General features: G+C 65.6%; 19 protein-coding genes and 1 pseudogene. 3 read left to right on the top strand and 17 right to left on the bottom strand.

The window, feature by feature from the left end:
* Positions 1-80 precede the first annotated feature (80 nt).
* From BLR24_RS08790 to BLR24_RS08750, 10 genes are all read right to left on the bottom strand, one after another.
* Positions 81-2,453: a CHASE2 domain-containing protein gene (locus BLR24_RS08790; RefSeq protein ID WP_093015732.1), complete on the bottom strand. Its 2,373-nt coding sequence runs from the start codon at positions 2,451-2,453 to the stop codon at positions 81-83.
* Positions 2,454-2,456: 3 nt separating this feature from the next.
* On the bottom strand, positions 2,457-3,734 hold the full coding sequence (locus BLR24_RS08785) for a FecR family protein (protein ID WP_302848496.1): 1,278 nt from the start codon (positions 3,732-3,734) through the stop codon (positions 2,457-2,459).
* Complete coding sequence (locus BLR24_RS08780; protein WP_093015729.1) at positions 3,712-4,458, bottom strand: response regulator transcription factor; 747 nt, start codon at positions 4,456-4,458, stop codon at positions 3,712-3,714. Before BLR24_RS08780 ends, BLR24_RS08785 begins: the two co-directional genes overlap by 23 nt.
* A 203-nt stretch (positions 4,459-4,661) precedes the next feature.
* Positions 4,662-5,564, bottom strand: a complete 903-nt coding sequence (locus tag BLR24_RS08775) for an OmpA family protein (RefSeq protein ID WP_093015726.1) — start codon at positions 5,562-5,564, stop codon at positions 4,662-4,664.
* Between the two features lie 17 nt (positions 5,565-5,581).
* On the bottom strand, positions 5,582-12,547 hold the full coding sequence (locus BLR24_RS30880; RefSeq protein ID WP_217636304.1) for an ESPR-type extended signal peptide-containing protein: 6,966 nt from the start codon (positions 12,545-12,547) through the stop codon (positions 5,582-5,584).
* Between the two features lie 16 nt (positions 12,548-12,563).
* Complete coding sequence (locus BLR24_RS31185) at positions 12,564-12,698, bottom strand: hypothetical protein (RefSeq protein WP_302848488.1); 135 nt, start codon at positions 12,696-12,698, stop codon at positions 12,564-12,566.
* A gap of 255 nt (positions 12,699-12,953) precedes the next feature.
* A complete protein-coding gene (locus BLR24_RS08765; protein ID WP_093015720.1) occupies positions 12,954-13,703 on the bottom strand; it encodes a winged helix-turn-helix domain-containing protein in 750 nt (249 codons plus the stop codon).
* Between the two features lie 175 nt (positions 13,704-13,878).
* Positions 13,879-14,661: a response regulator transcription factor gene (locus BLR24_RS08760; RefSeq protein ID WP_093015717.1), complete on the bottom strand. Its 783-nt coding sequence runs from the start codon at positions 14,659-14,661 to the stop codon at positions 13,879-13,881.
* Positions 14,662-14,703: 42 nt separating this feature from the next.
* Positions 14,704-15,795, bottom strand: a complete 1,092-nt coding sequence (locus BLR24_RS08755; RefSeq protein ID WP_093015714.1) for an alpha/beta fold hydrolase — start codon at positions 15,793-15,795, stop codon at positions 14,704-14,706.
* Between the two features lie 20 nt (positions 15,796-15,815).
* On the bottom strand, positions 15,816-17,141 hold the full coding sequence (locus BLR24_RS08750) for an MFS transporter (protein ID WP_093015711.1): 1,326 nt from the start codon (positions 17,139-17,141) through the stop codon (positions 15,816-15,818).
* 217 nt (positions 17,142-17,358) lie between these two features.
* Here BLR24_RS08750 and BLR24_RS08745 point away from each other — a divergent pair, with 217 nt between their 5' ends.
* From BLR24_RS08745 to BLR24_RS08740, 3 genes and pseudogenes are all read left to right on the top strand, one after another.
* On the top strand, positions 17,359-18,375 hold the full coding sequence (locus BLR24_RS08745; RefSeq protein WP_093015708.1) for a LacI family DNA-binding transcriptional regulator: 1,017 nt from the start codon (positions 17,359-17,361) through the stop codon (positions 18,373-18,375).
* A gap of 199 nt (positions 18,376-18,574) precedes the next feature.
* A pseudogene (locus BLR24_RS31020) lies at positions 18,575-18,667 on the top strand (aquaporin); the annotation flags it as partial.
* A gap of 29 nt (positions 18,668-18,696) precedes the next feature.
* Positions 18,697-19,413: a response regulator transcription factor gene (locus BLR24_RS08740; protein WP_093015705.1), complete on the top strand. Its 717-nt coding sequence runs from the start codon at positions 18,697-18,699 to the stop codon at positions 19,411-19,413.
* Positions 19,414-19,485: 72 nt separating this feature from the next.
* On the opposite strand, the gene BLR24_RS08735 is transcribed toward BLR24_RS08740, so the two are convergent.
* The 7 genes from BLR24_RS08735 to BLR24_RS08705 all read right to left on the bottom strand — a co-directional run bounded on the left by BLR24_RS08735 (position 19,486) and on the right by BLR24_RS08705 (position 26,843).
* Complete coding sequence (locus BLR24_RS08735; RefSeq protein ID WP_093015702.1) at positions 19,486-19,923, bottom strand: DUF4019 domain-containing protein; 438 nt, start codon at positions 19,921-19,923, stop codon at positions 19,486-19,488.
* A 126-nt stretch (positions 19,924-20,049) separates the two neighbouring features.
* Complete coding sequence (locus BLR24_RS08730; RefSeq protein ID WP_093015699.1) at positions 20,050-21,528, bottom strand: NAD-dependent succinate-semialdehyde dehydrogenase; 1,479 nt, start codon at positions 21,526-21,528, stop codon at positions 20,050-20,052.
* A 52-nt stretch (positions 21,529-21,580) separates the two neighbouring features.
* Entirely contained in the window at positions 21,581-22,537 is a 957-nt protein-coding gene (speB, locus tag BLR24_RS08725) for an agmatinase (RefSeq protein WP_093015696.1), read from the bottom strand.
* A 12-nt stretch (positions 22,538-22,549) separates the two neighbouring features.
* Positions 22,550-23,368, bottom strand: coding sequence for an ABC transporter permease (locus tag BLR24_RS08720; RefSeq protein ID WP_093015693.1), 819 nt, complete (start codon positions 23,366-23,368; stop codon positions 22,550-22,552).
* A gap of 22 nt (positions 23,369-23,390) precedes the next feature.
* Positions 23,391-24,635 carry an ABC transporter permease gene (locus tag BLR24_RS08715; protein WP_254787214.1) on the bottom strand — a complete coding sequence of 415 codons (1,245 nt, stop codon included), beginning with the start codon at positions 24,633-24,635 and terminating at the stop codon, positions 23,391-23,393.
* A gap of 32 nt (positions 24,636-24,667) precedes the next feature.
* Positions 24,668-25,696 (bottom strand): ABC transporter substrate-binding protein, encoded by a 1,029-nt coding sequence (locus BLR24_RS08710; protein WP_093015687.1) that lies wholly within the window; start codon positions 25,694-25,696, stop codon positions 24,668-24,670.
* A 49-nt stretch (positions 25,697-25,745) separates the two neighbouring features.
* Positions 25,746-26,843 carry an ABC transporter ATP-binding protein gene (locus BLR24_RS08705; RefSeq protein WP_093015684.1) on the bottom strand — a complete coding sequence of 366 codons (1,098 nt, stop codon included), beginning with the start codon at positions 26,841-26,843 and terminating at the stop codon, positions 25,746-25,748.
* Positions 26,844-26,859: the final 16 nt, after the last annotated feature.

Raw genomic sequence — 26,859 nt, 5'->3', positions numbered from 1 at the left:
AGGAATGTGATCTAGTTATCAGATCAGAGTAGTTTGGTATTAAGAGACCAACCAATCTACACAACCCGAACGCCGTCAGCTCAGGTCCGATCGGCAGGGAAATGGCGAGGCAAGTCCATCACGAAGGTTGTGCCCACGCCGGGCTCGCTATGGCCGTCGAGCCGTCCGCCGTGTCGATCGACCACGGCGCGCACAATGGCCAGGCCGACGCCATGCGAACGCGTAGCAAACCCGCTCGATGCAGCGGCATCCATATCGCCGCCCCTTGCCGGCATCACGCCTTCCGCGTCATTGCGCAGCAATGCCTCCAAGAGCTCTGGTGACATGCCCGAGCCTTCATCGCACACGGCAATCAACACGCGTTGAGACGCTGCCTCGCCACCCACCGATACGCACAGCCGAATCGACGCGCCTGAAGGGCTGTGACGAATGGCGTTGTTCAGCAGGTTGACGACGGCGCGCGTGAGCAGCGGCGCATCCGTCCACAGCTCGACGTCTTCTTCCGTCGGCACCTCGGCAGAGAGCTTGACGCCGCGCTGCGCTGCGTGAGCCCACACCTGGTCAACCGCGTCCAGCGCGATGGCTCCTGCAGGCATCTGCACGAATCGATAGCTGTGCATGCGGGCCTTCAAGAGATCGACGAAGTCGTCGGCGAGCCGCAGCGACCGCTCGGCCTCGCGGCGCAGGCTCTCGGTCAACAGGGGCTGGTCGAGCCAGTCGGCACCGTGAGCGCGCAGATCGAGCAGGCTCAGAATGTTGACCTGCGGAGTGCGCATGTCGTGCGACATGAAGCTCAGCCACTGCTCGCGCTCCTGCTCGGCGCGCCGCTCGGCGGTGAGGTCGTGCAGCACCACCAGCCAGGACGTGTCGCCCATGCTGAGCCGGTTCAGCGCTGCAGCCTGTGCGCGCAATACCTTGCCGTCGAGCGTCGTGCGTTCGACGCCAATGCCTTCCGACCAGTGCCGCATGGCGCCGCAGTCGAAAGGATCCGCGGGCTCATCGCTGCTCGTTTGCGCAAGCAAGGCCTCGACTGTGCGGCCGCGCAACGGATCGTCCGCTTCGGCCTCGCACGCCGATTGCGCGTTCAGCAGCGCACGTGCCGCCGCATTGCTGGTTGTGATCGTGCCGTCGTCACGGCAGGCGAGTAGCGCCACCGGCATTTGCCACAAACTCATGCTGAGCAGCGTACGAATCTGCGCAATGCGGTCGATGGCGTCGTCGAGCATGAGCGTATGCGCATGCAAATCGTCCCAGGCTCGCACGGGCGCACGGCGCTCCGGATCGAAGGCACCGCTTGGCACCGCGTTGAGCGCCGCAGCGCTCTGCTGGAAAAACTGAAACAGTGCGTCCAGCCTCCGCCAGCTCCACAGCATGTAGCCCAGAACAATGCCCAGCACGGGCGCAGAAGGCGGAAGCCACAGGTGCGCCGCGCCGAAAATACCAAGGCTGAAGCCCACGCAAATTGCGACCAGCGCAAGGGCCACGGTCCACGCCTTGCGGGCAAACCGGCGAAAGAGCGCCAACGCCAGCCAGATGGGAACGGCGATCCACGCCGCCAGCCATGCTCCGTCGACAAAGTGCACAGTCGTTCCGTGGCGCAGGGCGTCGATCGCGTTGGCGTGCAGCTCGATGCTTGGAAGCGAGGTGACTGCTCCGGCGCCGGCCACCGACAATTCATCTTCCAGCCGCGAACTGGCCACCGCACCGACGAGGATCACCTTGTGGCGCAGCAGCTCTGGCGGCACCTCGCCTCGCAGCACGCTCACGTAGGGCACTGTGCGCCAGCTGCCCGCAGGCCCGGCCAGCGGAATGCCGAACTCGCCTTGCATCTGCCAGCCGCCTGAGCGCTGCCGCAAGGGCGGGCTGTCGGTATCGCGTGCCGCAGCGTGGCCCGCCATGTACGCACCCAGATAGTTTTGCAGTTTTCCTTGCCGTCCCTCACGCAAGAACATCCGGCGTGCGACGGCATCACCATCGCGAGTGATGTTGACGTGGCCGAGCGCCTTGGCGCTACGCACGAATTCAGGCAAAGGCTCCTGGAAGCCAGGTGCATCGTCGGGCGCCGTGTTGCCAGGCCCCGTGAAGTGCAGCGGCAAATACACCGGAACCCGTGCCATGGCTTGCGCCAGCAAACGGTCCTGCTCGGGGTCCACCGATGGCATGTCTAGAAACAAGTCGAGCAGCACGCCCTTGGGGTCCATGGGCGCCAGCCGCTCCAGCAGCTGCGCATGCACGCTGCGCGGCCAGGGCCAGGGGCCCAAGGCGTCGAGGCTGCGTTGATCGATGCCCACCACCAGAATGTCCGGCGACGGGGTGGCCTGCGCCCGGCTCATCACATGGTCATACACCTTGAGGTCAATTTGCGCCAGGTCGGACGAGCGCTGCAGCCACCACATCGCCGAAGGCAGCAACGCCATCATCAGCAGCCATTCGGCGTGAAAACGGCGCCACACGGTTCAGCGGTTCTTCAGTGGTGGCGCGGGAACGTCGAAGCTACCCTCGAAGACCATGGCCTCGGCGCCGGGCGTTGCGATCTCGCGGCTGCGCCAGTGATAGCGCCCCGGCACGTCGAGTGGGCCCACCAATGCGCCGCCGCCATACAGTGCGGGCTCGCTCACCAGCGCAGGCGCAAAGGCCGGCGTGCGCGCCAACTCGAAGGCATAGCGTTGGCCCGGCCGCGCGGGCCAGCTGATCTCGTAGCGGCCATCGTCCATGCGACGTACGCCGGCCTGAGCGGCGCGCACCCCGACATAGATGATGCTGTCGCCGGGCATGCCCTCGAGTTGCCGTGCATCGAACGCCGTGAGCCGCAGGTGATAGAAGCCGGGCTGCAAGTCCGTCGGCAATGCAAATTCGCCTTGCTGCGATCGCGCCTCGTAGGCCAGTTGCAGAAAGCGGTCGTCGCGCGCCAGCTGCATGCGATAGCCGGTCGCCCCTGTCACCGGCACCACGAAGGCCTGGGCACCGCCCTGCTGCGCATTTTGCGGCGGTGGCAACAACGGCTGCGCCTGCAGCGCATCCGGGCCCTCCAGCACAGTGCCGCTTGCCGCCGCGAGCAGAAGGGCCGGCCGGTCCGCGCTGGACACAGCCACCTCTCCCTCGATCACCTCCGCCGTCGTCACACCTTCTTCGTTGCGCGCGCGGAAGTACGTGCCGCGCACCGCCAGCCCCGCCGTGCGGTTGCGGATCTCGAATTCACGGCCACGCTGTTTCTCGACATGCGCCTCGACGCGCCCATCCAGCAGCTGCAACCGCGTAACGCGGCCATTGGCCACCAAGACCTGGACCGCACTGCTCGAAGGCATGACCAGGCGGCTGCCGTCGCCCAAACCCAGACTCAGAAAGGCGCCGCGATCGGTCACCACCACGTCGTTGGCCCGGACCGCAGCGCCTTGCGCCAGCGCGCGCGGCGCTGCGTTGCCTCTTTTGAGCCATGCGTTGCCTGCCAGCTCCACCACGGCTGCGACGGCAGGGCTGCCGCCAAGCAGCAGTACGTGCCCCGGCTTCAGATGCTCGGGCACCGGCACGGCATTGCCGCGCTGCAGTTCGGGCCAGCGCAGCGGCGTATTCATGTGCTGACGCGATATGTCCCACAGTGTTTCACCGGGCCGCACCACGTGAGTGGACTGTGCCCGCGCGCCCCCGGACAGGAGCGTCAAAGACAGCACAGCGAGCAACGCAAGGCTGCTGCTGCTGCTTGACCGCGGCCGCTTAGACCGGCCCGCTGGCCGCATGCTCATTGCCATGCGAGGCCTCCAGGCGATAGCCGTGTCCGTAGACGGTATGCAATTGAAGCCCATGCGCAACATTCAAACGTAGCTTGATACGCAGCCGATAGATCTGGCTGTCGAGAGCGCGGCTGGGCGTTTCGCCCTCGCGTCCGGCGCACTCCAGCAGGTGCGCGCGCGAGACCGGCCGGCCCAGGTTTCGAAACAGCGCCAGTGCCATGCGAAATTCGCTGTCGCTCAGCGCCACCCGGCGCGCCGGCTCCGCGCCTGCCGCGCCAATTCCCACGCTCGACGAGATGCGGTCGAACACCCAGGCGCCGAAGTGCTCCAGCGCGCTTGCCGCCGCGAGATGCCTCGACTTCAGAAGGCGCTGGATCCGCGCGGCCAGCTCGAGCGGGCGAAACGGCTTCACCACGTAGTCGTCGGCTCCCGTGCCAAGGGCGCTTGCCACATCGCGCTCGGAATGGCGCGAGCTCAGCATCACAACCGGAACCGTGCTTTCCCTCTGCTTGCGCAGCCAGGCCAGCAGTTCCACGCCATTGAGGTCGGGCACGTTCCAGTCCAGCACCAGCAAGTCGAAGCTTTCGGCGCGCAGCGCCTCCCGCAAGGCTTCGCCACTGCTGAAAGGCACGCACACCACCGGCTCCTCGACGATGAGCAAGCGGTGCTCGAGCATGTCGACCAGCAGGTTCATCTGGGCCGGCTCGTCTTCGAGTACAGCAATACGCATATGGATTTGGCGTGGGTGAGAAAACCAGAGCGCTCAAGACGATATGCTTTATTACTAAAGTTACATTATGTCTTGGTAAGGGGCACGAGGATGGCCGATCGATACGAAGTGGCATTGGTGCAACGAAAACATCGCACCAAGCCAACGCTGACTTGCCTGGGGCGCGTGCGCCCCTCCTCGGCTCTTGAAGGCGGCGTACTTGCTTACTGATCGCCGGCCACTTCAATGTCCACGCGGCGATTCGGCTGCAGGCAGCTCACCAGCGCCGGGGTCTTCGCGGCCCCCGGGCACTGCGCTACCGGCTGCCGGGCACCCATGCCTGCGGTGCGGATGGCGTTGCGGTCGATGCCCTGTTGCGCCAGCAGTTCACGCACGGTGTTGGCCCGTGCCAGCGACAGCGCCTCGTTGTAGCTGCCGGTGCCCAGCCGGTCCGTATGTCCGGTCACGGCGATGGAGTTCACGCGCTTGAAATTGCGCTTGATATCCGCGGCCAGGCGCTCGACCTTGGCGCGGCCTTCGGGCATCAGGTCGCCCAAGGCACCACCGTCGAAGCGGAACAAACCATCGGCGCCAAGCGTCACCTTCTGCGGCGGCGTCACCACGGCCGCAGCCATGGGAATCGGCTTGACCTGTGGCGGATCGACCAGCATTGCGCAGTCCGGGTCCTTCCAATACATGCCTTGGGTCAGCCTGTCGCCGTTGTAGCGCACCATGTACTGGCACGTGACGAACTCCGAGCCCCGGCCGGTGCGAAAGTGGAAGATGTAGTTCCACTCCTTGACCCCCGCCAGGCCCTCGCTGAAATGCGGCGAGCCGAGCAGTTCGCGGACCTGGTCCTTGCCCATGCCTGTGCGCATCATGCGCAGCGCTTCCAGGTTTGGGAAAGCGCCCTGCTTCCACTTGGCCGAATCGGGCTTCGGAAAGTCCTCGGCCTTCGGCGGTGGCGGCATGTCCTTGGCGGCACTTGCCTGAGCTTGCGGCTCGAGGGGATAGCCGGGGCTGGCGCAGCCGCTCAGTGCGAGCACGCACAGCATGGCAAGCAGGGGCGGCAGGCTGACCAGCGTCATCACCAGCAGCGTGGCGCGTTGTTGCAGTTGTTTTTCCATGATCGTTGTTCCTTGAATCAATCGAAGACCCACTCGGCACCCACAGTCGCCGCAGCGCCCGCGCGGCTCATGCCCACGCCGCCCGTCAGGCTCCAGCCGTTGTTGTCGGCAGTGCGGCGGAAGCTGATACCCACGGCGCTTTCGCCCTTGAAGGTGCCGTAGCCCACGCGCATCACCGTCTTGCCCGGCAACGACTGGCCCGGCATCTGCACGGCCATGGCAGCTGCCACACCGGCGTAGGCATTGCGGCCCACCTTGTTGATCTGGTCGCCCAGTGCATTGACGCGGTTGCTCACGCCGTTGAGCTGGTTGACGTTGACGGCATCGGTGCCCATGACGCCAGGCGCCACGTTCGAAATAACGGTTCCGTTGGGTGCCTGCCCGTTGCCCAGCACGATCTGGTTGTAGTTGGTGGTGCCGTCGACGTTCGTGCTGTAGCTGATGGCGCCGTCCTTCACTGCCTGCAACTGCCGCACGTTGACCGCATCGGTGGCTGCCGTACCGCCGGCCACGTTGGTGATCTGTCGCTCCCCGCCCGCGCTGCCGACCGACACTGCGCCCTGCGCGGAAGACACCGAGACATTCGAGAAGGCTTCGCGCTGCCCGTTCATGCCGGCTCGAGTCGCCGTGGACCCGGCACCGAGCGCCACCCCACCCGCACTGGCGACAGCGCCCGCGCCAATCGCGATGCTGTTGCCCCCGGTTGCTACGGAGTTGAGGCCCACCGCAATGCCGCCCGCGCCGTTGGCGCTGGCCCCCACGCCGCTTGCCAGCGAGTTCACACCCGTGGCGCCGTCGTTGTTGTAGTTGGCCTGCTGCACACCGCCGTCGTTGACGCTGTAGTAGTGGGTCTGGGCCGCGGTAACGGCCGTACCCAGGTTCGAGATGGCGGTGTTGGTGGCGTACAGCTGGCTGCCATTGACCGCATCGGTGCTGGTGGCGGTCAACTGCCCTGCCGCCACGTTGGTGACCTGGCGCTCGGCGCCAGCGCTGCCCACGCTCACCACACCCGTGGGCGCCGTACCCGCAAAGGTGTAGCTGGTTCCACCGATGGTCGTGCCCGATACGGCGGTGGCGGTGCCCGTGGTGCTGTCGTTGCCCAGCGCCACGCTGTTGGCCGTGGTCGCGGTGGCTCCGGTGCCAACGGCCACGCTGTTGGTTCCGCTGGCCGTGGAGCCCGAGCCCACTGCCGTGGCGTTGGTGCCCGTCGAGACGGGTGCCACGTAGACCGTCGGCGAACCGGTGATCCACATGTTGGCCGCCGTAGAGGTCGCCGTGTTCAACTGGCTCAGGTTGACTGCGTCGGTCAAAGCAGTGCCGTTCGCCACATTGGTGATCCGGTTGCTATTCATGTTCAGCGTGTCACCGGCGCCCATCGTGATGCCGCTGCTGTTGATGGTCGGCCCGCCGTTGATCGTCAGGCTGTCGGCCACCAGATCGGGCGACGTTGCCACCGTGATGGTGTTGCCGGTGTGCGTGAGCAGAATGTTCTGCCCGTTCACAAACTCCACAATGCCGCCCGGCGCCACATTGGTAGCCGTGTCGCCATTGGCCCGCAGGTTCCAACCCATGTTGGCTGTCGTGCTCACCGCGTTGAGTTGGTTCACGTTCACCGCATCCGTACCGGCCGTGCCGGCGGTCACGCCGCTGATGATGCCCGTGCCACCGGCGTTGATCGTCGTGGCGCCAAACACAGGCGAGTTGGCCATCTGCAGGTTGATCGCACCCGTGACCGGATCGGTCACCGTCTTCAGATTGCCGCCCGAGTAGCTGCCGGCCGTCGTGGCCGTGCCCTGGATCGCCAGCGTGGCGCCGAGATCCCGGTGCACCACCCCCGCGGTCGCATCGTTGCCCGTGAAGTTCAGGCCGGCAGCGGTCAGCGCATTGGTCGCACCAGTGATCTGGCCCACGTTCGCCGCGTCGGTCGGGTTGATGCCGGTCCCCACGTTGGTGATGACGTTGCTGCCCATGTTCACCGTGGTGCCCCCAACCACATTCAGGGTGCCCGTGGGGCCGCCGATGATGGTGTTGCCAGTAGCTGTCAAGTTGGTGGTGTTCACGCTGGTGAAGGTCGGCGTCATGCTGGTGGCAATCTGCACATTCGCGCCGGCTTGCGTGATGGCGATGTTGTTGCCCGCCGTGTAGGTGGCCGTGTCGCCCGGTGCAATTTTCTGCGTCGTGGTCCCCGTAACCGTGCCGGTGCCGGTTGCCGCCGTCGTCACATTCCACCCCATGTTGGCTGTCGTGCTGACTGCGTTGAGCTGGGTCACGTTGACCGCATCCGTGCCGGCCACACCGGCGGTCACGCCGCTAATGATGCCCGTGCCACCGGCGTTGATCGTCGTGGCGCCAAACACCGGCGAGTCGGCCATCTGCAAGTTGATCGCACCCGTGACCGGATCGGTCACCGTCTTCAGGTTGCCGCCCGAGTAGCTGCCCACCGCCGTGGCCGTGCCCTGGATCGCCAGCGTGGCGCCGAGATCCCGGTGCACCACCCCTGCGGTCGCATCGTTGCCCGTGAAGTTCAGGCCGGCGCTGGTCAGCGCAGTGGTGGCCGTGTTCATCTGGCTGACGTTGACCGCGTCGGTCCCGGCCACGCCGGTTGCCACATTGGTGATGACGTTGTTGCCCATGTTCACCGTGGTGCCCCCAACCACATTCAGGGTGCCCGTGGGGCCGCCGATGGTGGTGTTGCCAGTGGCCGTCAGGTTGGTGGTGTTCACACTGGTGAAGGTCGGCGTCATGCTCGTGGCAATCTGCACATTCGCACCAGCCTGCGTGATGGCGATGTTGTTGCCCGCCGTGTAGGTGGCCGTGCCGCCCGGCGCGATGTTCTGCACCGTGGTGCCCGTCGCGGTGCCAGTGCCCGTCGCCGCCGTGGTCACGAAGAAGCCCGCGTTGGCCGTTGCACTCACCGCATTGAGCTGGTTCACGTTCACCGCATCGGTACCGGCCGCGCCGGCGGTCACGCCGCTGATGATGCCCGTGCCGCCGGCGTTGATCGTCGTGGCGCCAAACACCGGCGAGTCGGCCATCTGCAGGTTGATCGCACCCGTGACCGGATCGGTCACCGTCTTCAGGTTGCCGCCCGAGTAGCTGCCCACCGCCGTGGCCGTGCCCTGGATCGCCAGCGTGGCGCCGAGATCCCGGTGCACCACCCCTGCGGTCGCATCGTTGCCCGTGAAGTTCAGGCCGGCGCTGGTCAGCGCAGTGGTGGCCGTGTTCATCTGGCTGACGTTGACCGCGTCGGTCCCGGCCACGCCGGTTGCCACATTGGTGATGACGTTGCCGCCCATGTTGACCGTGGTGCCCCCAACCACATTCAGGGTGCTCGTGGCGCCGCCGATGGTGGTGTTGCCGCTGAGCACCGTCGGGCCGGTGGCCGTCAGGCCGCCGGTCGTCACGCTGGTGAAGGTCGGCGTCATGCTCGTGGCAATCTGCACATTCGCACCAGCTTGCGTGATGGCGATGTTGTTGCCCGCCGTGTAGGTGGCCGTGCCGCCCGGTGCGATGTTCTGCGTCGTGGTGCCGGTGACCGTTCCGGTGCCCGTCGCCGCCGTCGTCACGAAGATGCCCTTGTTGGCGGTGGCGTTCACCGCATCGATGGCGCTGTTGGTGGCGAACAGTTGGCTGCCGTTGATGGCGTCCGTACTGGTGCCGCTGATGCGGCCTGCCGCCACGTTGGTGATGGTGCGCTCTCCGCCCGCGACGCCGGTGCCGACGCTGACCGTGCTCGTCGGCGTGGTGCCGGCGAAGTTGTAGGTCGTGCCTGCGATCACCGCACTGGCGGTGCCCACGGGCGCTGCGGCCACGGAGCCCGAGCCCAGTGCCACGGCACCCTCGTTGTTGGCAGTGTTCGCCTTCGTACCGATCGCCAGGCTGTTCAATCCCCAAGCAGTGGCGTCATTTCCGATTGCCGTCGATCCATCACTGATCGAATCGCTATCGGTTCCAATCGCGATGCTGTTTGCCCCCGTAGCGATGGAACCTGACCCCATGGCGGTGGCACTATTGCCATAGGCGTGCGTATTGAAACCGTAGGCGGTTGCGCGGGTGTTTTCGGCAGTGGAAGAATAGCCGACGGCGGTGCTGATAAAGGCGGAAGCAGTCGAATTCGCGCCGATTGCCACCGCGTTGGGCCCTGAGGACGTGCTCAGCAGGCCCAACGCCACCGAATTGTCGCCGCTAGCGGTGGAGTGGTTGCCGACCGCCACCGCGGCTGGACGTGACGCCAGGGCGTCGGAGCCGATCGCGATGGCTCCGGCTCCTCCGGTCGCTCCGTCGTTGTTGTAGTTGCCGTCCGGCGTTCCGCCGCTTGTGTTGGTGATGCTGACGTAATGCGTTTTGGACCCGGCCACGGTGTTGTTGAGCTGGGTCAAGTTGACTGCGTCTGTGCCTGCCACGCCCGTCCCCACGTTGGTGAGGACATTGCCTCCCATGTTCACCGTGGTCAAGGGGTTCAACGTCAGGCTGCCGCCAATGGTGGTGCCGCCAGTCAGCGTGGTGCCGCCGCTCAGCGTAGTCGGGCCGCTCAGCGTAGTCGTGCCGGTGGCCGTCAGGTTGGTGGTGTTCACGCTGGTGAAGGTCGGCGTCATGCTGGTGGCAATCTGCACATTCGCGCCGGCCTGCGTGATGGCGATGTTGTTGCCTGCCGTGTAGGTGGCCGTGCCGCCCGGTGCGATGTTCTGCGTCGTGGTGCCGGTGACCGTTCCGGTGCCCGTCGCCGCCGTCGTCACGAAGATGCCCTTGTTGGCGGTGGCGTTCACCGCATCGATGGCGCTGTTGGTGGCGAACAGCTGGCTACCGTTGATGGCGTCCGTGCTGGTGCCGGTGATGCGGCCTGCCGCCACGTTGGTGATGGTGCGCTCTCCGCCCGCGACGCCGGTGCCGACGCTGACCGTGCTCGTCGGCGTGGTGCCGGCAAAGTTGTAGGTCGTGCCTGCGATCACCGCACTGGCGGTGACCACGGGCGCTGCCGTCACCGACCCTGAGCCCAGCGCCACGGCGCCTGCGTTGCTTGCCACGGCCGTGTTGCCCAAAGCCAAGCTGCCTGGGCCCGAGGCCGTCGAGGCGTTGCCCACGGCCACCGAGCCCACGCCGGTTGCCGTATTGGCGTTGCCGATGGCGACCGCGCCTTGACCGGTTGCCGTGTTTTGGAAGCCGATGCCGACCGCGCCCTGCGCCGCCGTGCCGGCCGTGTCAACGGCCTGGCCGCCGCCGCCCACCATGTTGGTGTGGCCCATGGCGACCGCGCCGTTGCCGGTGGCCGTATTGTCCAGGCCGGAGGCGTTGGCGCCGTCGCCAGTTGCGGTGTTGGGATCACCGATGGCGACCGCACCTGCGCCGGTCGCAATATTGCCGGCACCGATGGAGACGGCGGAGCCGGTCCCCGCCACGCCCAGAGCAGTGGCCCCAGAGCCGATTGCGACATCGCCCGCCACGTCTGTGTAAGCGCCATCGCCGATGGCTACAGACTTTGCGCCCTCGGCATCCGCAATTCTGCCGATCGCAATCCCGCCGGTGTCACGGACAAATGCACCGTTGCCCAGTGCCACCCCGGAAGCTCCAAGTGCGGTTGTGTCCATACCGGCTGCGAACGAGCGGTATGAGGAAGCCGTTGTCTGAAAGCCCAGGGCAGTCGACTCCTGACCCAAAGCCTTCGCGGTGTTGCCAACCGCCGTTGCGACAGAGCCCGTAGCTTTTGCAGCGATCCCGATCGCCATCGCGTTGGTGCCAGCAGACGCTCCATCGTTGTTGTAGTTACCGAAGATGGTGACGCCGCCATCGGGGAGGCTGACGTAATGCGTCTTGGACCCCGCCACGGTACTGTTGAGCTGGGTCAGGTTGACCGCGTCCGTGCCTGCCACGCCCGTCCCCACGTTGGTGATGACGTTGCCGCCCATGTTGACCGTGGTGCCCCCAACCACATTCAGGGTGCTCGTGGCGCCGCCGATGGTGGTGTTGCCGCTGAGCACCGTCGGACCGGTGGCCGTCAGGCCGCCCGTCGTCACGCTGGTGAAGGTCGGCGTCATGCTGGTGGCAATCTGCACTTCCGCACCGTTCTGCGCAATGGCGATGTTGTTGCCCGCCGTGTAGGTGGCCGTGCCGCCGGCAGCAATGCTTTGGACGCTCGTTCCGCTCACCGTGCCCGTGCCCGTGGCGGCCGTTGTCGCTTTCCAGCCCGACGAGACGCTTAATGATTCGATCGCCTGGTTGGTGGCATAGAGCTGGCTGCCATTGATCGCGTCCGTGCTGGTACCGTTGATGCGGCCAGCCGCCACATTGGTGATGGTGCGCTCTCCGCCCGCGATGCCGGTGCCGATGCTGACCGTGCTGCCCGGGGTCGTGCCGGCAAAGTTGTAGGTGGTGCCGTTGATCGTTGTGCTGGCTGTGCCGACTGCCGCGGCCGTCACTGAGCGAGCGCCCAGTGCCACGGCATTGGCGTTGTTCACAATCGCACCGGTGCCAACGGCGAGACCTTCCGTGGCCCCCGCGATGACATTTGCCCCGTTGCCGAGGGCTGTTGCACCCGCGGCAAGAGCGGTGGCGGCTTGGCCGAGAGCCGTTATGCCGTCACCACCTTTGGCCTTGGCAGATGCGCCAATGGCAACATTTCCGTTGTCGAGGCCAGCCCAACTGGCCTCTGCGTTTTGACCGATGGCGATCGGACTGCCGCCACCCCCTGTGATGGCCAAGGCGCTCGGACCGATGGCGATCGCAGCGGCGCCGCCCGCCACGCCGCCGTCAACCGCGTATTGCGCCATGGCGGCGCCGGACATCAGCAATCCGCCCGCGAATGCCAACGCGGTGACCGTATGGCCAACTCTGAAATTCGAAGGAGCCAGCACGCCGTGCGCCGCAGCAACGGGTGCGCTCGCCGCCTGCTCGCCGCCGGACTTCTTGCCGCATGCCCGTGCCGTTTCCGGCGCCGCGACGAATGCCCCCAACGCCGCATTCCAGATCGAACGATATGTCTTGTTCATTCCATGCTCCCCTTGCTTAGTTCTTGCCGTTGATCGAAGCGCCGGCAAAGCCGAAAGTGGCTTGCCTCTGGCGTTGTTGCTGCTGCCCATTCGCCGCAAAGGCACGCGTGGTGCCTTTGCTGCCCAAAACTCGGTGGTGTTCTTTTGTCATGCGGTCCTCTTCCCAATCCGTGCGAATCGATAGCTGAAAGGGCTTGAGGCCCCGTGAGGCAGCATCGGCAGCGGCGGCGGGGAACTTTTGGTGGCCCGAAGTGCTCTGCGTTGCGTGCGAAATGGATCGTGCCGATGGGCCCCAGTGGCCGTGAGAATCGCGCGAGGTTTTGTCAGAATTGAGTTCACGCGGGTACGGAAAAGCGGACTTAATGCGCACCTTTAGGCTGTCCGCTGCGCGTATGGCCGGGGCCATTCAGTACCGGCTGCTTCTTCTGGCGGCTGGGGGACTGCTCTTGCCGAGCCTGTAGCCTTCTCCGCGAATGTGAACAAGCCGCCATTCGCAGCCGCGAGAGACGCCAAGGTTGAGCTTGTCGCGTAGCCGTGCAATGCAGGCGTTGAGCCACCGGCCCGACTCGCTGGGCGCGAGGGCGGAGGCCATGCCCAGCAGGTACTGGCGCGACAGCACCTTGTCGACGTTGTGGAAGAACTCCAGCGCAAGCTCGAATTCGAGCGGTGAAAGGCGGATTTCTTCTTCGTCCACCATGACGGATTTAGTGGACGGCTTGAAGCGATAGCCACCCCACTCGAGGCCGGGGCCGGTGGGAGCCAGGGCGTGCCGTGCCATGCAGCCTTCGAGGCCGACGTAGACATCAGAAAACGACGAGGGCGCGGCAACCAGCAGGTCGCCCTCGTCGCAGCCGAGCGATTGCAGCGGCTTCAAAAGATTCTCCCGCGTGAGAAAAAGCAGCGGCACGTCGGGCCCGACGGCGTTTCTTGCGCCGCTGATCCACCTGGGCAGATCGGCACGCCTTCGGGGCAGGCCGATGCACATGGCCGAGCAGCGGAGCGAGGCGGTGGGCAAGAACAGCAGTTCCTGCAGGTCTTCGAAGACGAGAGGCGCATGGCCGAACGCGCGGATGGTGCGGCGCATGTGTTCCCTGGTGCGAAACACGGGGTCGAGCACTCCCACGCGTTGGTGCGGTGGCTGCTTGCTGGCTGACATGGTGTGGACTCCTGTGGGCTGGCACCAAGCCCCGCGCGTAGGCGCTTTTTTCAGCGCCGCGCAGCGATGTAAGACTTAGTGCTAAAGATGGTGCCCACCGAGGGCGCGCGGCACGGCCGCGTTGCGAGAGTCCGCGAGAATTGAATTCGTGGATGAGGCGGTTCCGCGAATTTGTTCACGCCGCGGGGGTCAGGTCGGCCGCAAGTTCCTGGGATTGGGGGATGGCCGCGTGCCCACCGTGTTCGCAAAACTCCAGGCGATAGCCCTGACCATAGACGGTGTGCAGCCGAAGCCCGTTTTCGACGTCCAGGCGCAGCTTGGTGCGCAGCCGGTAGATCTGGCTGTCGAGCGCGCGGCTCGACGGCTCGCCCTCGCGCCCGACGCGCTCCAGCAGGTGAGCGCGCGACACGGGCCTGCCAAGGTTGCGAAACAGTGCCAGGGCCATGTGAAATTCGCTGTTGCTCAGCGACACCCATCGCGCGCGCTCGCCGGCCTTCAGCTGCAACTGCACACTCGACGCGCTGCGGTCGAACACCCAGTTGCCAAATCGCTCCTGCGCGCCCTTGGCGGTGGACTGAGCCGGTGCCAAGAGACGGCGCAGGCGCGCGGCCAGTTCGAGGGGGCGAAAGGGCTTGACGATGTAGTCGTCGGCGCCGGCATCGAGCGCGCACACCGCGTCTCGCTCGGAGTTGCGCGCGCTCAGCATCACGACAGGGACGGTGCTTTCGCGCTGCTTGCGCAGCCAGGCCAGCAGCTGGATGCCATCGAGGTCGGGCACGTTCCAGTCGAGCACCAGCAGATCGAAGCTTTCGGTGCGCAGGGCGCTGCGCAAGGCTTCGCCGCTGTGGAACGGCACGCACGACACGGGCTCGTCGAGGTTGTTGAAGAGGCGGTTCTCGAGCATGTCGACCAGATGGTTCATCTGGGCCGGCTCGTCTTCAAGGACAGCAATGCGCATGATGGTGTGGGCCTGAAAGGGTTGGGGAATTGGCTTTTCTGTTCATTGCGCGCTGCGGGGCACGGCTTGCAGCCACGCCTCGAATTCGCGTTTCCAGAACCTGGCTCGCGCGGTGGTGCCGTGGCCCACGGTGTCGGCACTCGCGGGGATCAAGAGGGCGCTGCCCTTCTTGACGCGCTGGATCTCGCGCTGCAGCACGCCAAGGGCCGGCGGGTTGCGCTCGTCGTCGGCCGAGTTGATGGCCAGGAGCGCGGCTTCGATCTTCTCCAGGCCGGGCGAGGGGTTGTAGTCGCGCGAGGCCTCCCACTGGTAGAGGTGGTCGTTGGCGTCGCCGCGAAACGGCGCCTTCAGTCGCTGGTCGAGCACGGCATCGGCCTTTTCGCGCGAGGGCGCGAGCTTGAACAGGCCCTGGTCGCCTCCGTTGGTGCCAATGGCGAAGAAGACGGAGGCAAAGCGCAGGCTGGGCGGCTGCTCTGTGTACTGGCCGTTCTTCCAGGCCGGATCGCCGCGGATGGAGTCGATGACCAGGCGCCGCATCATCCAGTTGCGGCCGGACATCTCGGTAGGCAGCGATGCCATGGGGGTGGCCGCATCCATGAAGCCGGGGTACTTCTGGGCCCAGATCCAGGTCTGCATGCCGCCCATGGAATTGCCCAGCACCAGCCGGAGGTGGCGGATGCCAAGGTGCTCGGTCAGCAGCCGGTACTGGGCCGCGACCATGTCGTTGTAGTTGTAGCGCGGAAACGCGGTGCGCAGCCCATCGGAGGGCTTGGACGAGGCGCCGGTACCAATGGCGTCGGGCAGGATGATGAAGTGCTTTGCCGCGTCCAGCGGCTGGCCGGGGCCGAAGAGCTCGCCGGCGAATTCAGGCGTGAGCATGCTTGCGGCGGAACCTGTGGTGCCGTGCAGGATGAGCACGGGCTCGCCGGCCGGATCGCCCACGGTGGTGTAGGCCAGGCGCAGCTCGGGCAGCGTCTCGCCGCTTTCGAAGCGAAAGTCCCGCGCCACCCAGTGGCCCTCGCGGGGCTTGGGAAAATCGGCGGCGTTGGCGCCCGGTGCCAGCAGGCATGGGAGCAGCAAGAGGCAGGCGCAACGCGCGAGCCCGGCCAGCCAGGAGGTGATGGTGCTCTTCATGAGAACGTTCTCCCTCTCGGTCAGCGATTGACCAGATTGGCGGGCGTTCTGAGCACCGCAAAGGCCCCTATCACCAGCATGCCGGCCAGCACATACATGCCGGTCTGCGTGCTGTGCGTCGTGTCCTTCAGGTAGCCGATGAGATAGGGACTCACGAAGCCGGCAAGGTTGCCCACGGAGTTGATGGCAGCAATGCCCACAGCGGCGGCAGCGCCGGAGAGGAACGACGTGGGCAGCGACCAGAAGAGCGGCGCGCAGGTCAGCACGCCGGCCGCGGCCAGCGAGAGCGCAGCCACGGAGACGATGGTGTTGTGCGAGTAAGAGGCCGCAACGACGAAGCCGACCGCGCCGAACAGGGCCGGCACGATCAGGTGCCAGCGGCGCTCACGGCGCGCGTCCGCGCTGCGCCCGACAAGGTTCATGGCGACGATCGCGCAGCCGAACGGAATTGCGCTGAAGAGCCCGATGTTGAGGTTGCCCGTGACGCCGGTGGACTTGATGAGCGTGGGCATCCAGAACGTGAGCCCGTATTGCCCCATCACAAAGCAGAAGTAGATGAGGCACATGAGCCACACGCGCTTGTCGCCAAAGATGGCGCCGATGGCGTGCTTGCTTTGCGTGCCCTTCTGGTCGGTGGCAATCTCGGACTCGAGCAGCTGCTTTTCGCCTTCGCTCAGCCACTTGGCACTGCGAATGCCGTTGTCCAGAAAGGCCAGCACCACAAGGCCCATCACCAGCGCCGGCACGGCCTCGATGATGAACATCCACTGCCAGCCGTGGAAGCCGCTGGCGCCATGGAAGAGATCCATGATCCAGCCGGACAGCGGGTTGCCGAAGATGCCGGCCACGGGAATGGCGGACATGAACAACGCAATGATCTTGGCGCGGCGCTGCGCCGGGTACCAATACGTCAGGTAGAGGATGACGCCGGGATAAAAGCCCGCCTCCGCAATGCCGAGCAAAAAGCGCATCACATAGAAGGTGGTGGGCGTCTGCACCCAGGCGAAGGCGGCCGACATGACGCCCCAGGTGATCATGATCCGGGCGATCCAGACCCGCGCGCCGACGCGGTGCAGCAAGACGTTGCTCGGCACCTCGAACAGAAAGTAGCCGATGAAGAACAGGCCTGCACCCAGGCCGAACACGGTTTCGCTGAAGCCCAGGTCCTGCGACATCTGCAGCTTGGCGAAGCCGACGTTCACGCGGTCGAGGTATGCGACCACGTAGCAGAGCATGAGCAGCGGAACGATGCGCCAAAACACTTTTGAATAGGTGCGATCGGTTTCGGCGGCGAGGCCGTCGCCCTCCCCGGCTGGCTTTGTCAACGAGACTGACGAGGTGTTCATGAGGTCTCCTGGAGTTATCGGGATCTACTTCGCTTTGTTTACGCTAACATCATGTTGTTTGCGCTAACAATTGCTATCTTCGCGGATTGTTTGCGCAAACAACCTAGGGGAAACCCTGCGCAAATTGAAATCTTTAGGCTTAAGCGACTGCGCGGGCCGGCCGCTATGCTTGGTTGGCACAGAGCCAGCGGCGACAGAACAAGAAAGCAACCGACAAATGAACGAGCAATCCGAAACCACGTCCTCCATCACCCTGGAGGAAGTGGCGCGCCTCGCGGGCGTCAGCGGCATGACTGTTTCGCGGGTGCTGCACGACCACGCCAACGTCTCCGACCAGACCCGGGCCAAGGTGCAGGCCGCCATCGCCACCCTGGGCTACGTGCCGAACAGGTTGGCGGGCGCGCTGGCCACGGCGAAGAGCCGGCTGATCGCGGTGATCGTCCCGTCGCTGAGCAACATCGTTTTTCCGGAGGTCTTGCGGGGCGCCAACGAGCGCTTTGGGGCGGCGGGCTACCAGGCGGTCATCGGTGTTTCGGACTACGACCTCGCGAAGGAGGAAGAGGTCATTGCGGCCATGCAGTCCTGGCGGCCTTCGGGCTGGATCCTGGCGGGGCTCGAACACACGCCGCGCGCGCGGCAGATCCTGCGCGAGGTGCGCAGCCCGGTGGTGGAACTGATGGACATCGACGGAGAGTCGATCGATATGTCGGTGGGCTTCTCGAACCGGGAGGCAGGCCGCGACACGGGGCGATTCTTTGCCGACATGGGGCGGCGCCGGATCGGCTACGTGGGGGGCGACCTCAGCCGCGACTTGCGCGGCGCCAAGCGCAAGGAAGGCTTCGAGCAGGGCCTTGCGGAACGCGGGCTCCAATTGCAGGGTGAATTCACAGCACCCCAGTCATCGTCTCTGCTGCTGGGCCGCGCGGGCCTCGCGCAACTGCTCCAGTCCCATCCAGACCTCGACGCCGTCTATTTCTCGAACGACGACATGGCCGTGGGCGGGCTGATGCATTGCATGGCCACGGGCATCGATGTTCCCAGCCGACTGGCGCTGGCAGGATTCAACGGACTGGAGATCGGCGAAGCCCTGCCGCTGCGGCTGACGACGGTCAAGTCACCGCGCCATCACATCGGCGAACTGGCCGCCGAACAGATCCTCGCAAGACTGGCCGGCCAGACGCCGCCGCTCAGGCACGACGTGGGCTACGAGTTCATCGCCGGGCAAACAACGTGACTTGAAGAGCCTGCGTGCGCAAGAGCGCGGCACCGCAACAATGTGAACTAGTGCACAACTGACCAGTCCTTTTGCATTCGAATCTGACGAACTCTCGCTAGATTCTCTCGCCATTTAAGACTTCCAAGCAGGATCAGAGCTCAAGCCCGGTGGATGCCCGCCGGTTCGCTTGGTGACCCATTCTGGTCGGAGGTCCTTGATGAGAAACAATGTGTTGAAAGCCTGGTGCGCCGAGTTCGCAGGCACGTTCTGGCTGACCCTGGGAGGCTGCGGCAGCAAGGTACTCGCGGCTACGGCCGTCGGATCTCTGAGGGGCGTGTGATGCGAATTGCCGTACTGGACGCCGATGGCGAGCAGCTTGCCCTCATCACGGGCATTCTTCGAACTCTCGGGCATGACTGCCATGCCTTCACCAGGGGCAGCGCGTTGCAGCACGAACTGCGGCAAGAAAGCTTCGATCTCCTGGTGCTTGACTGGCAACTGCCGGACACCACGGGTCCGGAGTTTGCGCGGTGGGCCCGCACCACGCTGAAAGAGCGCGTGCCAATGCTCCTGATGACCCAGCGGTATCAAGAGGAAGACATCGTGGAAGGGTTGGCTGCCGGCGCGGACGACATCATCGTGAGTCCGATCCGGGTGGGCGAACTCACCGCGCGAGTCCGGGCCCTGATGCGACGCGCCTACGCACAGCAGCCAACCGATGACCAGACCTGGGGCCGCTACCACTTTCTTCCCGCCCACCAGCGCGTGGAGGTCGATGGCGCGCCAGTTTTTCTGACGCAGAAGCAATACAACCTCGCGCTCCTCTTGTTCCGCAACATGGGGCGCGTGCTCTCGCGACGGTATCTGCTGGAGTCGATCTGGGGCATCAACAACCCGATGGGGCCCGAGCAGGTGTCGCGCTCGCTGGACACGCACGTCTCGCGCGTGCGCGCTGCGCTCGGGCTGCGGCCGGAGAGCGGCTACCGGCTCGCCGCCGTCTACGGCCAGGGTTATCGTTTCGAGGCCGTCGAGGTCGATGCGAGCAGTCTTGCCTGAAGGTTGGGCGGCTGCACCCTCACCCCAGCCCTCTCCCGCAAGCGGGAGAGGGAGTCGAATCCGCGCAGACCTCTAGCGGGCGTCGCTGCGCACGGTGTAGCCGCTCGCACGCCAGGTGTTGTCCTCATCGAGCCGGAACGAGACCAGTTCGCGCACGGTCTTGGTTCCCCCGACCAACGATTCGAACTCGACGCTGCTGTACATCCCTGCCGGAATAGACGATGTGCCTTGCGCTTGCTGGCGCGAGACTGTGACCCAGTAGCGAACTCCGGGAGTGCCCAGCGACTGGCGCGAGCGCGCGGTCGCCTCCGTGAAGTCCTTGCGCGAGACGCGCTGCTTGACCGCGGCGGACATGCCATCCCACACGGCCGCGGCACGCCCCTCGTCGATTTGCTGGACGGTGGCTTGCGCGGCTTTCACCAGCGCCCCGGGGTCCACGTCTTGAGCGGAAGCCGCCGTGCAGTAGGTGGCGAGCGTCAACAGGCAGGCGGCAATAGGTCTGATTTTCATGAAAGGATTCCTTTGCAGCGAATACTGCCGTCCCCTCCCCTTGCATGAGAGAGTTTTGCGAGAATTTGTCAGATTCAAAGGCAATCGGGCCCGAAAAGCGCGGACTAATGCGCACTTGCGGCGCCGTTATTTCTGGATGTCGCCCAGGCAGAGGTACTTGATCTCGACGTAGTCGTCCATGCCGTGGTGCGAGCCCTCGCGGCCCAGGCCCGACTGCTTCACGCCGCCGAAGGGCACGTGCTCGGTGGCGATCACGCCGGCATTGATGCCGACCATGCCGTATTCCAGCGCCTCGGCCACGCGAAAGATGCGGCCCACGTCGCGGGTGTAGAAGTAGCTGGCCAGCCCGAACTCGGTGTTGTTGGCGGCGTCGATGGCGTCCTGCTCGGTCTTGAAGCGGAACACGGGTGCGAAGGGGCCGAAGGTTTCCTCGCGCGCGCAGAGCATGTCGGGCGTGGCCTCGGCGATCACGGTGGGTTCGAAGAACTGGCCGCCGATCTTGCGCCCGCCCGCCAGCACCTTGCCACCCTTTGCCACGGCATCGTCGACGTGGCGCTGCACCTTGTCGATGGCCGCATCTTCGATCAGCGGGCCTTGCATCACGCCTTCGTCGAAGCCGTTGCCGACCTTGAGTGCCTTGACCTTGGCCGCGAATTTTTCGACGAAGCTGTCGTAGATGCCGTCTTGCACGTACAGCCGGTTCGCGCACACGCAGGTCTGGCCCGCGTTGCGGTATTTGCTGGCCATGGCGCCTTCAACCGCTGAATCGACATCGGCATCGTCGAACACCAGGAAGGGCGCGTTGCCGCCGAGCTCGAGGGAAAGCTTCTTGACCGTCGGCGCGCACTGGCTCATGAGGATGCGGCCGACTTCGGTGGAGCCCGTGAAGCTCAAGTGGCGCACGACGTCGCTCTCGCACAGCTCCTTGCCGATGGCGATGCTGTTCTGGCTGTCGGCCGTGAGCACGTTGAGCACGCCGGGCGGAATGCCCGCGCGCACCGCCAGCTCGGCCGCGGCCAGTGCGGTGAGCGGTGTGAGTTCTGCCGGCTTGATGACGACCGTGCAGCCGGCAGCCAATGCCGGCGCCACCTTGCGCGTGATCATCGCCAGCGGAAAATTCCACGGCGTGATGGCAGCGCACACGCCAATGGCCTGCTTCATCACCAGGAGGCGCCGGTTGTTGTCGAACTGCGGCAGCACTTCGCCGTTCACGCGCTTGGCTTCTTCGGCAAACCATTCGATGAAGCTTGCGCCGTAGGCCACCTCGCCCTTGGCCTCGGCAAAGGGCTTGCCCTGCTCGGCGGTCATCAGGCGGCCCAGGTCTTCGGTGTTGGCGACCAGCAGGTCGAACCACTTGCGCAAGACGATGCTGCGCTCCTTGCCGGTCTTGCCGCGCCAGGCGGCGAGCGCCTTGTTGGCGGCGGCAATCGCCAACGCCGCGTCCGCACGCACGAGGTTGGCGACGTCGGCCAGCTTCTGGCCGGTGGCCGGGTCGTTCACGTCGAAGCGGCTCGCGCCCTTGATCCATTCGCCGGCGATCAGCGCATCGGTCTTGAGCAGGGTCGGGTCGTTCAGCAATGCGAGGGGGGATGTCTTCGTATTCATGATGTTCTGTCGTCTTGGAAATATCAGACTGGCCAACAGCCAGCCGCATGCATCAGCGGTAGGGCACGCCGGGCAGCACGCAAAGCATCTCGTAGAGAAGATTGGCGCCCAGCAGCGCGGTGTTCCCGCTGGGGTCGTAGGGCGGGCTGACCTCCACCAGGTCGGCGCCCACCACGTTCAGGCCGCGGCAGCCGCGCACGATCTCCAGTGCCTGCGGCACGGTGAGGCCGCCGATCTCGGGCGTGCCCGTGCCACCCGCGAACGACGGATCGATGCCGTCGATGTCGAAGCTGATGTAGACCGGGTGCGTCGGGCCGATGCGCTCGCGCACCTGCGCCATGAGCGGGGCCAGCGACTGGTACCAGACCTCGTGGGCCTGCACCACGGTGAAGCCTTGCGCACGCGGCCAGTCGAAATCATCGGCCGCATAGCCGGTGCCGCGAAGACCGATCTGCCAGACTTTGTCGCAGGCCAGCAAGCCTTCTTCCACCGCGCGGCGAAACGGCGTGCCATGAGCGATGCGCTCGCCGAACATGTCGTCGTTCACGTCCGCATGCGCGTCGACATGCACCAATGCCACCGGGCCGTGCTTGCGTGCCAGCGCGCGAAGAATGGGCAGCGCAATGGTGTGGTCGCCACCCAGCGTGAGCGGTGCACAGCCGGCGGCCAGCACCGTGTCGTAGAAGGCCGAGATGATGTCGACCGACTTCTCGAGCGAATAGGTGTTGATGGGCACGTCGCCCAGGTCGGCCACGTTGAGCCGATCGAACGGCGCCGCGCCGGTGGCCATGTTGTAGGGCCGCAGCAATGCCGACTCGGCGCGTATCTGGCGCGGCCCGAAACGCGCGCCCGGCCGGTTGGAGGTGCCGATGTCCAGCGGCACACCGATGAAGGCCGCATCCAGCCCCTCGGCAGACGTTGCAACGGGAAGCCGCATCATCGTGCCCGGGCCGGCAAAGCGCGGCATGGAGTTGCCGCCGAGCGGCTGGTTCGGTGTGTCAGGAGGCATGGCGCAGGGGATTCAGCGACGCCGGCCGCGCAGCCATTCGAGCGCGAGCAGCAGCGCAGTGGTGAAGATGATGAGCAGTGTTGCCACCGCAGCAATGGTCGGCGAAATGTTCTCGCGGATGCCGGTGAACATCTGGCGCGGCAGCGTGACCTGGTCGGGCCCCGCGAGGAACAGCGTAACCACCACTTCGTCGAACGACGTGGCAAAGGCGAACAGCGCCCCCGAGATCACGCCCGGCGCAATCACTGGCAGCGTGATGCGCATGAAGGTTCTGAACGGTGTCTCGCCCAGGCTCAGCGATGCGCGCACCAAGTTGTGGTTGAAGCCGGCCAAGGTGGCGAGCACGGTGGTCAGCACGAAAGGTGCGCCCAGCGCGGCATGCACCACGATCAGACCGAAGTAGGTGTCGGCCAAGCCGATGGGCGCGAAGTAGAGGTACGTTGCAACACCCACCACCACGATGGGCACCACCATCGGCGATATCAGCACGCTCATGAGCAAGCCCTTGAAGGCAAAGCTCGTGCGCGACAGGCCCACCGCCGCCAGCGTGCCCAGCACGGTGGCCAGCACCGTGGCGGCAGGCGCGACGATGAAGCTGTTGCGCGCCGCGCGCGCCCACTCGGGCGACTCGAACAGGTTGCGATACCACTTGAGCGACCAGCCCGGGATCGGGTAGGCCAGAAACGAACTGTCCGAGAAGGACAGCGGAATCACCACGAGGATGGGTGCCAGCAAAAACGCCAGCACCGCGACGCAGCCGACGCGCACCAGCCACCAGCCGAGCTTGTCGGCGAAGGTGGCATAGGCCGGAAATTGAGGAAGCTTCAGCATGCTTTTCTTTCTTCCTTGCCGCTCAGCCGAGGCTCAGCTCGGCCTTGCCGATGCGGCGGTACACGGCATACAGCAACAGCGTGGCGACCAGCAGCACGGCGCCCAGCGCGCAGGCCATGCCCCAGTTGATTTCTACGTTGGTGTAGCGCGCGATGTAGTAGCTCAGCATCTGGTCGTCAGCACCACCGAGCAGCGCCGGCGTCACGTAGTAGCCGATGGCCAGGATGAAGACCAGCAGCGCACCGGCACCGATGCCCGGATAGGTCTGCGGCACGTACACGCGGAAGAACGCCGCCAGCGGCGAGCTGCCGAGCGAGACGGCGGCGCGCAGGTAAGTGGGCGGCACGCTCTTCATGACGCTGTAGAGCGGCAGAATCATGAACGGCAGCAGGATGTGCACCATCGCGATGATCACGCCGGTGCGGTTGAACAGCAGCGCCAACGGATGGTCGATGAGGCCGATGCCCATGAGCCCGCGATTCACCAAGCCTTCGGACTGCAGCAGCACGATCCAAGCCGCCACGCGCACCAAGATGGATGTCCAGAACGGCACCAGCACCAGGATCATCAGCACGTTGGCCTTGCGCGCCGGCAGCGTCGACAGCCACCAGGCCAGCGGATAGGCCAGCAGCAGGCAGAAGAAGGTGACCACGGCGCTGATGTTGAAGGTGCGCAGCAGAATGCCGAAAAATGCGCGCTGGTCGGTGGGCATGCGCTCCACCTCGCCCGCGACGTCGCGCCGCAGGTCGACCGAGGCGAGCAGGTAGTCGGGTGTCCAACGCGATCCGTTCTTCGCGATGGCCTGCCAGTACGGCACCTCGCCCCAGCGCGGATCGATCTCCAGCATGCGCGCCTTGATCTCGTCCGGCGTGCCGGCGATCGGCAGCGCCCGGAAGGTGCCCATCACGAGCGACCGGGCGCCCGCGATCTCGGTATTGAGGCGGCGCGCGAGTGCGCCCGCATCGGAACTGTCAGGCAGCTGGCCAAGGTCGCCCGCCATCGCGGCATAGGCCGCGGGCGCGGGCGCCTCCTTGCGGTTCCAGCCGTCGAGCGCACGCACGGTGCGCGGCAGCGCATTGGCCACCTCGGGGTTCTCGACCGCGCGCTGCAGCAGCGCCACGATGGGCACCAGCAGCGTCAGCAGCAGGAAGACCAGCAGCGGCAGCGTGAGCGCAAAGGCGCGCCATTTGCGGCGCGACTCGGCGCGCGCGAGCGCACGCCGGAGCTCGCCGGGTGGCGCCTCTACCGAGGCCAGGGGGACAGACATTGCCGCGTGCATGGCCTCTTCCTCTTGCGTGCTTACTGCGTGGCCCAGGATGCGAAGCGCTTCTCGAGCGCCTCGCCCTGGTCAGCCCAGAAGGCGACGTTGAACTGCAGCGCATCCTTGGCGTTGGCCGCCGAGGTCGGCAGATCGGCCAGCACCTTGGGGCTGAGCGCAGCCAGGGCCTTGGTGTTGGTCGGGCCGTAGGCGATGTTCTGCGCGTAGACGGTCTGGTTGGCAGGCTGCATCGCAAACTGGATGTACTTCAGCGAAGCCTCCTTGTTCGGTGCGCCCTTCGGAATCACGAGGTAGTCGAGGTCATAGATGCCGCCCGGCCAGTAGATCTTGAGGTCGCGGCCTTCGCGGTTGGCCGCGTCGATGCGGCCGTTGTACACGGTGGTCAGCACCACGTCGCCAGCGACCAGGAACTGCGGCGGCTGGGCGCCGGCTTCCCACCACTGGATGTTGGGCTTGAGTTCGGTGAGCTTCTTGAACGCGCGGTCGGCGCCTTCCTTGGTGCCCAGCACCTTGTACACATCGGCCGGCTTCACGCCGTCGGCCATGAGCGCGAACTCGAGGTTGTAGCGCGCGCCCTTGCGCATGCCGCGCTTGCCGGGGATCTTCTTCACGTCCCAGAAGTCGGCCCAGCTGGTGGGCGCGGTCTTGAGCTTCTCGCCGTTGTAGGCCATCACGGTCGACCACACGAACAGGCCAACGCCGCAGTCGGTGACCGCGGCCGGCAGGAAGTCGGCCTTGTTGCCGATCTTCGAATAGTCGAGCTTCTCGAACAGGCCTTCGTCGCAGCCGCGCGCGGCGTCGGGCGATTCGACCTCGACCACGTCCCAGGTCACCTTCTTTGTCTCGACCATGGCCTTGATCTTGGCCTGCTCGCCGTTGTATTCGACCGGGATGATCTTGGTGCCGGTCTTCTCGTAGGGCTCGTAGTAAGCCTTCTTCTGCGCGTTGGCGTTGGCGCCACCGAAGTTGACCACGGTGAGCTGCTGCTGCGCGAAGGCAGGCAGTGCGAAGCTGGCCGCGACGGTGCAGGCAAGGAGAGTCTTTTTCATGGCGGGTATCTTCCTGGGTGATGAACGGAAACGAGAAACGGGACTGGGTTCAGAGCGCATACATGCGCGCATGCGCAACGGGAAATTCGAGTGCCACCGATTCGCCGGCCTGCGGCGTGGCGGTGCCACCCACGCCGGTCAGCGGCAGCTTCACGGTGGCCTCGGCCTGGCCGCCGCCCACGCTGCAGAGCAGCCGCAGGTGATCGCCGAAGTAGATGACGCGTGCCACTATGGCGTCGAGCATGTTGGCGCCCTGCGCATCGGACTTGCGGTGCAGCACCACGCGCTCGGGGCGGATGCAGGCCTCGACGGCCGTGCCCGCGGCCGCGCCGCTGACGTTGAGCCCCTGCAGCACGCGGCCGTCGGGCAGCTTCATTTCAGCGTGCTCGCCACCGCGGCTCAGCTGGCCCTTGAGCACGGTGTTGTCGCCGACGAAACCGGCCACGAAACGGTTGGACGGCGTCTCGTAGAGCCGGCCGACGGTGTCCAGCTGCTGGATCACGCCTTCGTTGAACACAGCCACGCGGTCGCTCATGGTGAGCGCCTCGCCCTGGTCGTGCGTCACGTAGACGAAGGTCACGCCCAGTTGGCGGTGCAGGTCCTTGAGCTCGATCTGCATGTGCTCGCGCAGCTGCTTGTCGAGCGCGCCGAGCGGCTCGTCCATCAGCACCAGCTGCGGTTCGAACACCAGTGCGCGCGCCAGCGCCACGCGCTGCTGCTGGCCGCCCGAGAGCTGGCCGGGCAGGCGGTCGGTCATGCCGCGCAGCTGCACCATGTCGAGCGCGCGCTGCACGCGGCGTTGCTGCTCATCCTTGGACACCTTGCGCACGGTGAGCGGATAGGCCACGTTCTGGCCCACGCTCAGGTGCGGGAACAGCGCGTAGTTCTGGAACACCATGCCGAAGTGGCGCTTGTGCGGCGGTGTGCCGGTGATCGGCTTGCCGTCGAGCAGGATCTCGCCCGAGGTGGGCGACTCGAAGCCGGCCAGCATCATCAGCGTGGTGGTCTTGCCCGACCCCGAAGGCCCGAGCAGGCTGAGGAACTCGCCGCGGTGGATGTCCAGATCGAGCTGGCGCACCACCAGGTGTTCACCGTCGTAGGTTTTCTGGACGCGCTGGAAGCGCACCAAGGGTTCTGCTGTGGTCATGGAGGAGCTCAAGAAA

This window comes from Variovorax sp. OV700, from assembly GCF_900099805.1.
Taxonomy (GTDB): Bacteria; Pseudomonadota; Gammaproteobacteria; order Burkholderiales; family Burkholderiaceae_C; genus Variovorax.
This window is presented reverse-complemented; position numbering and strand designations above follow the sequence as displayed.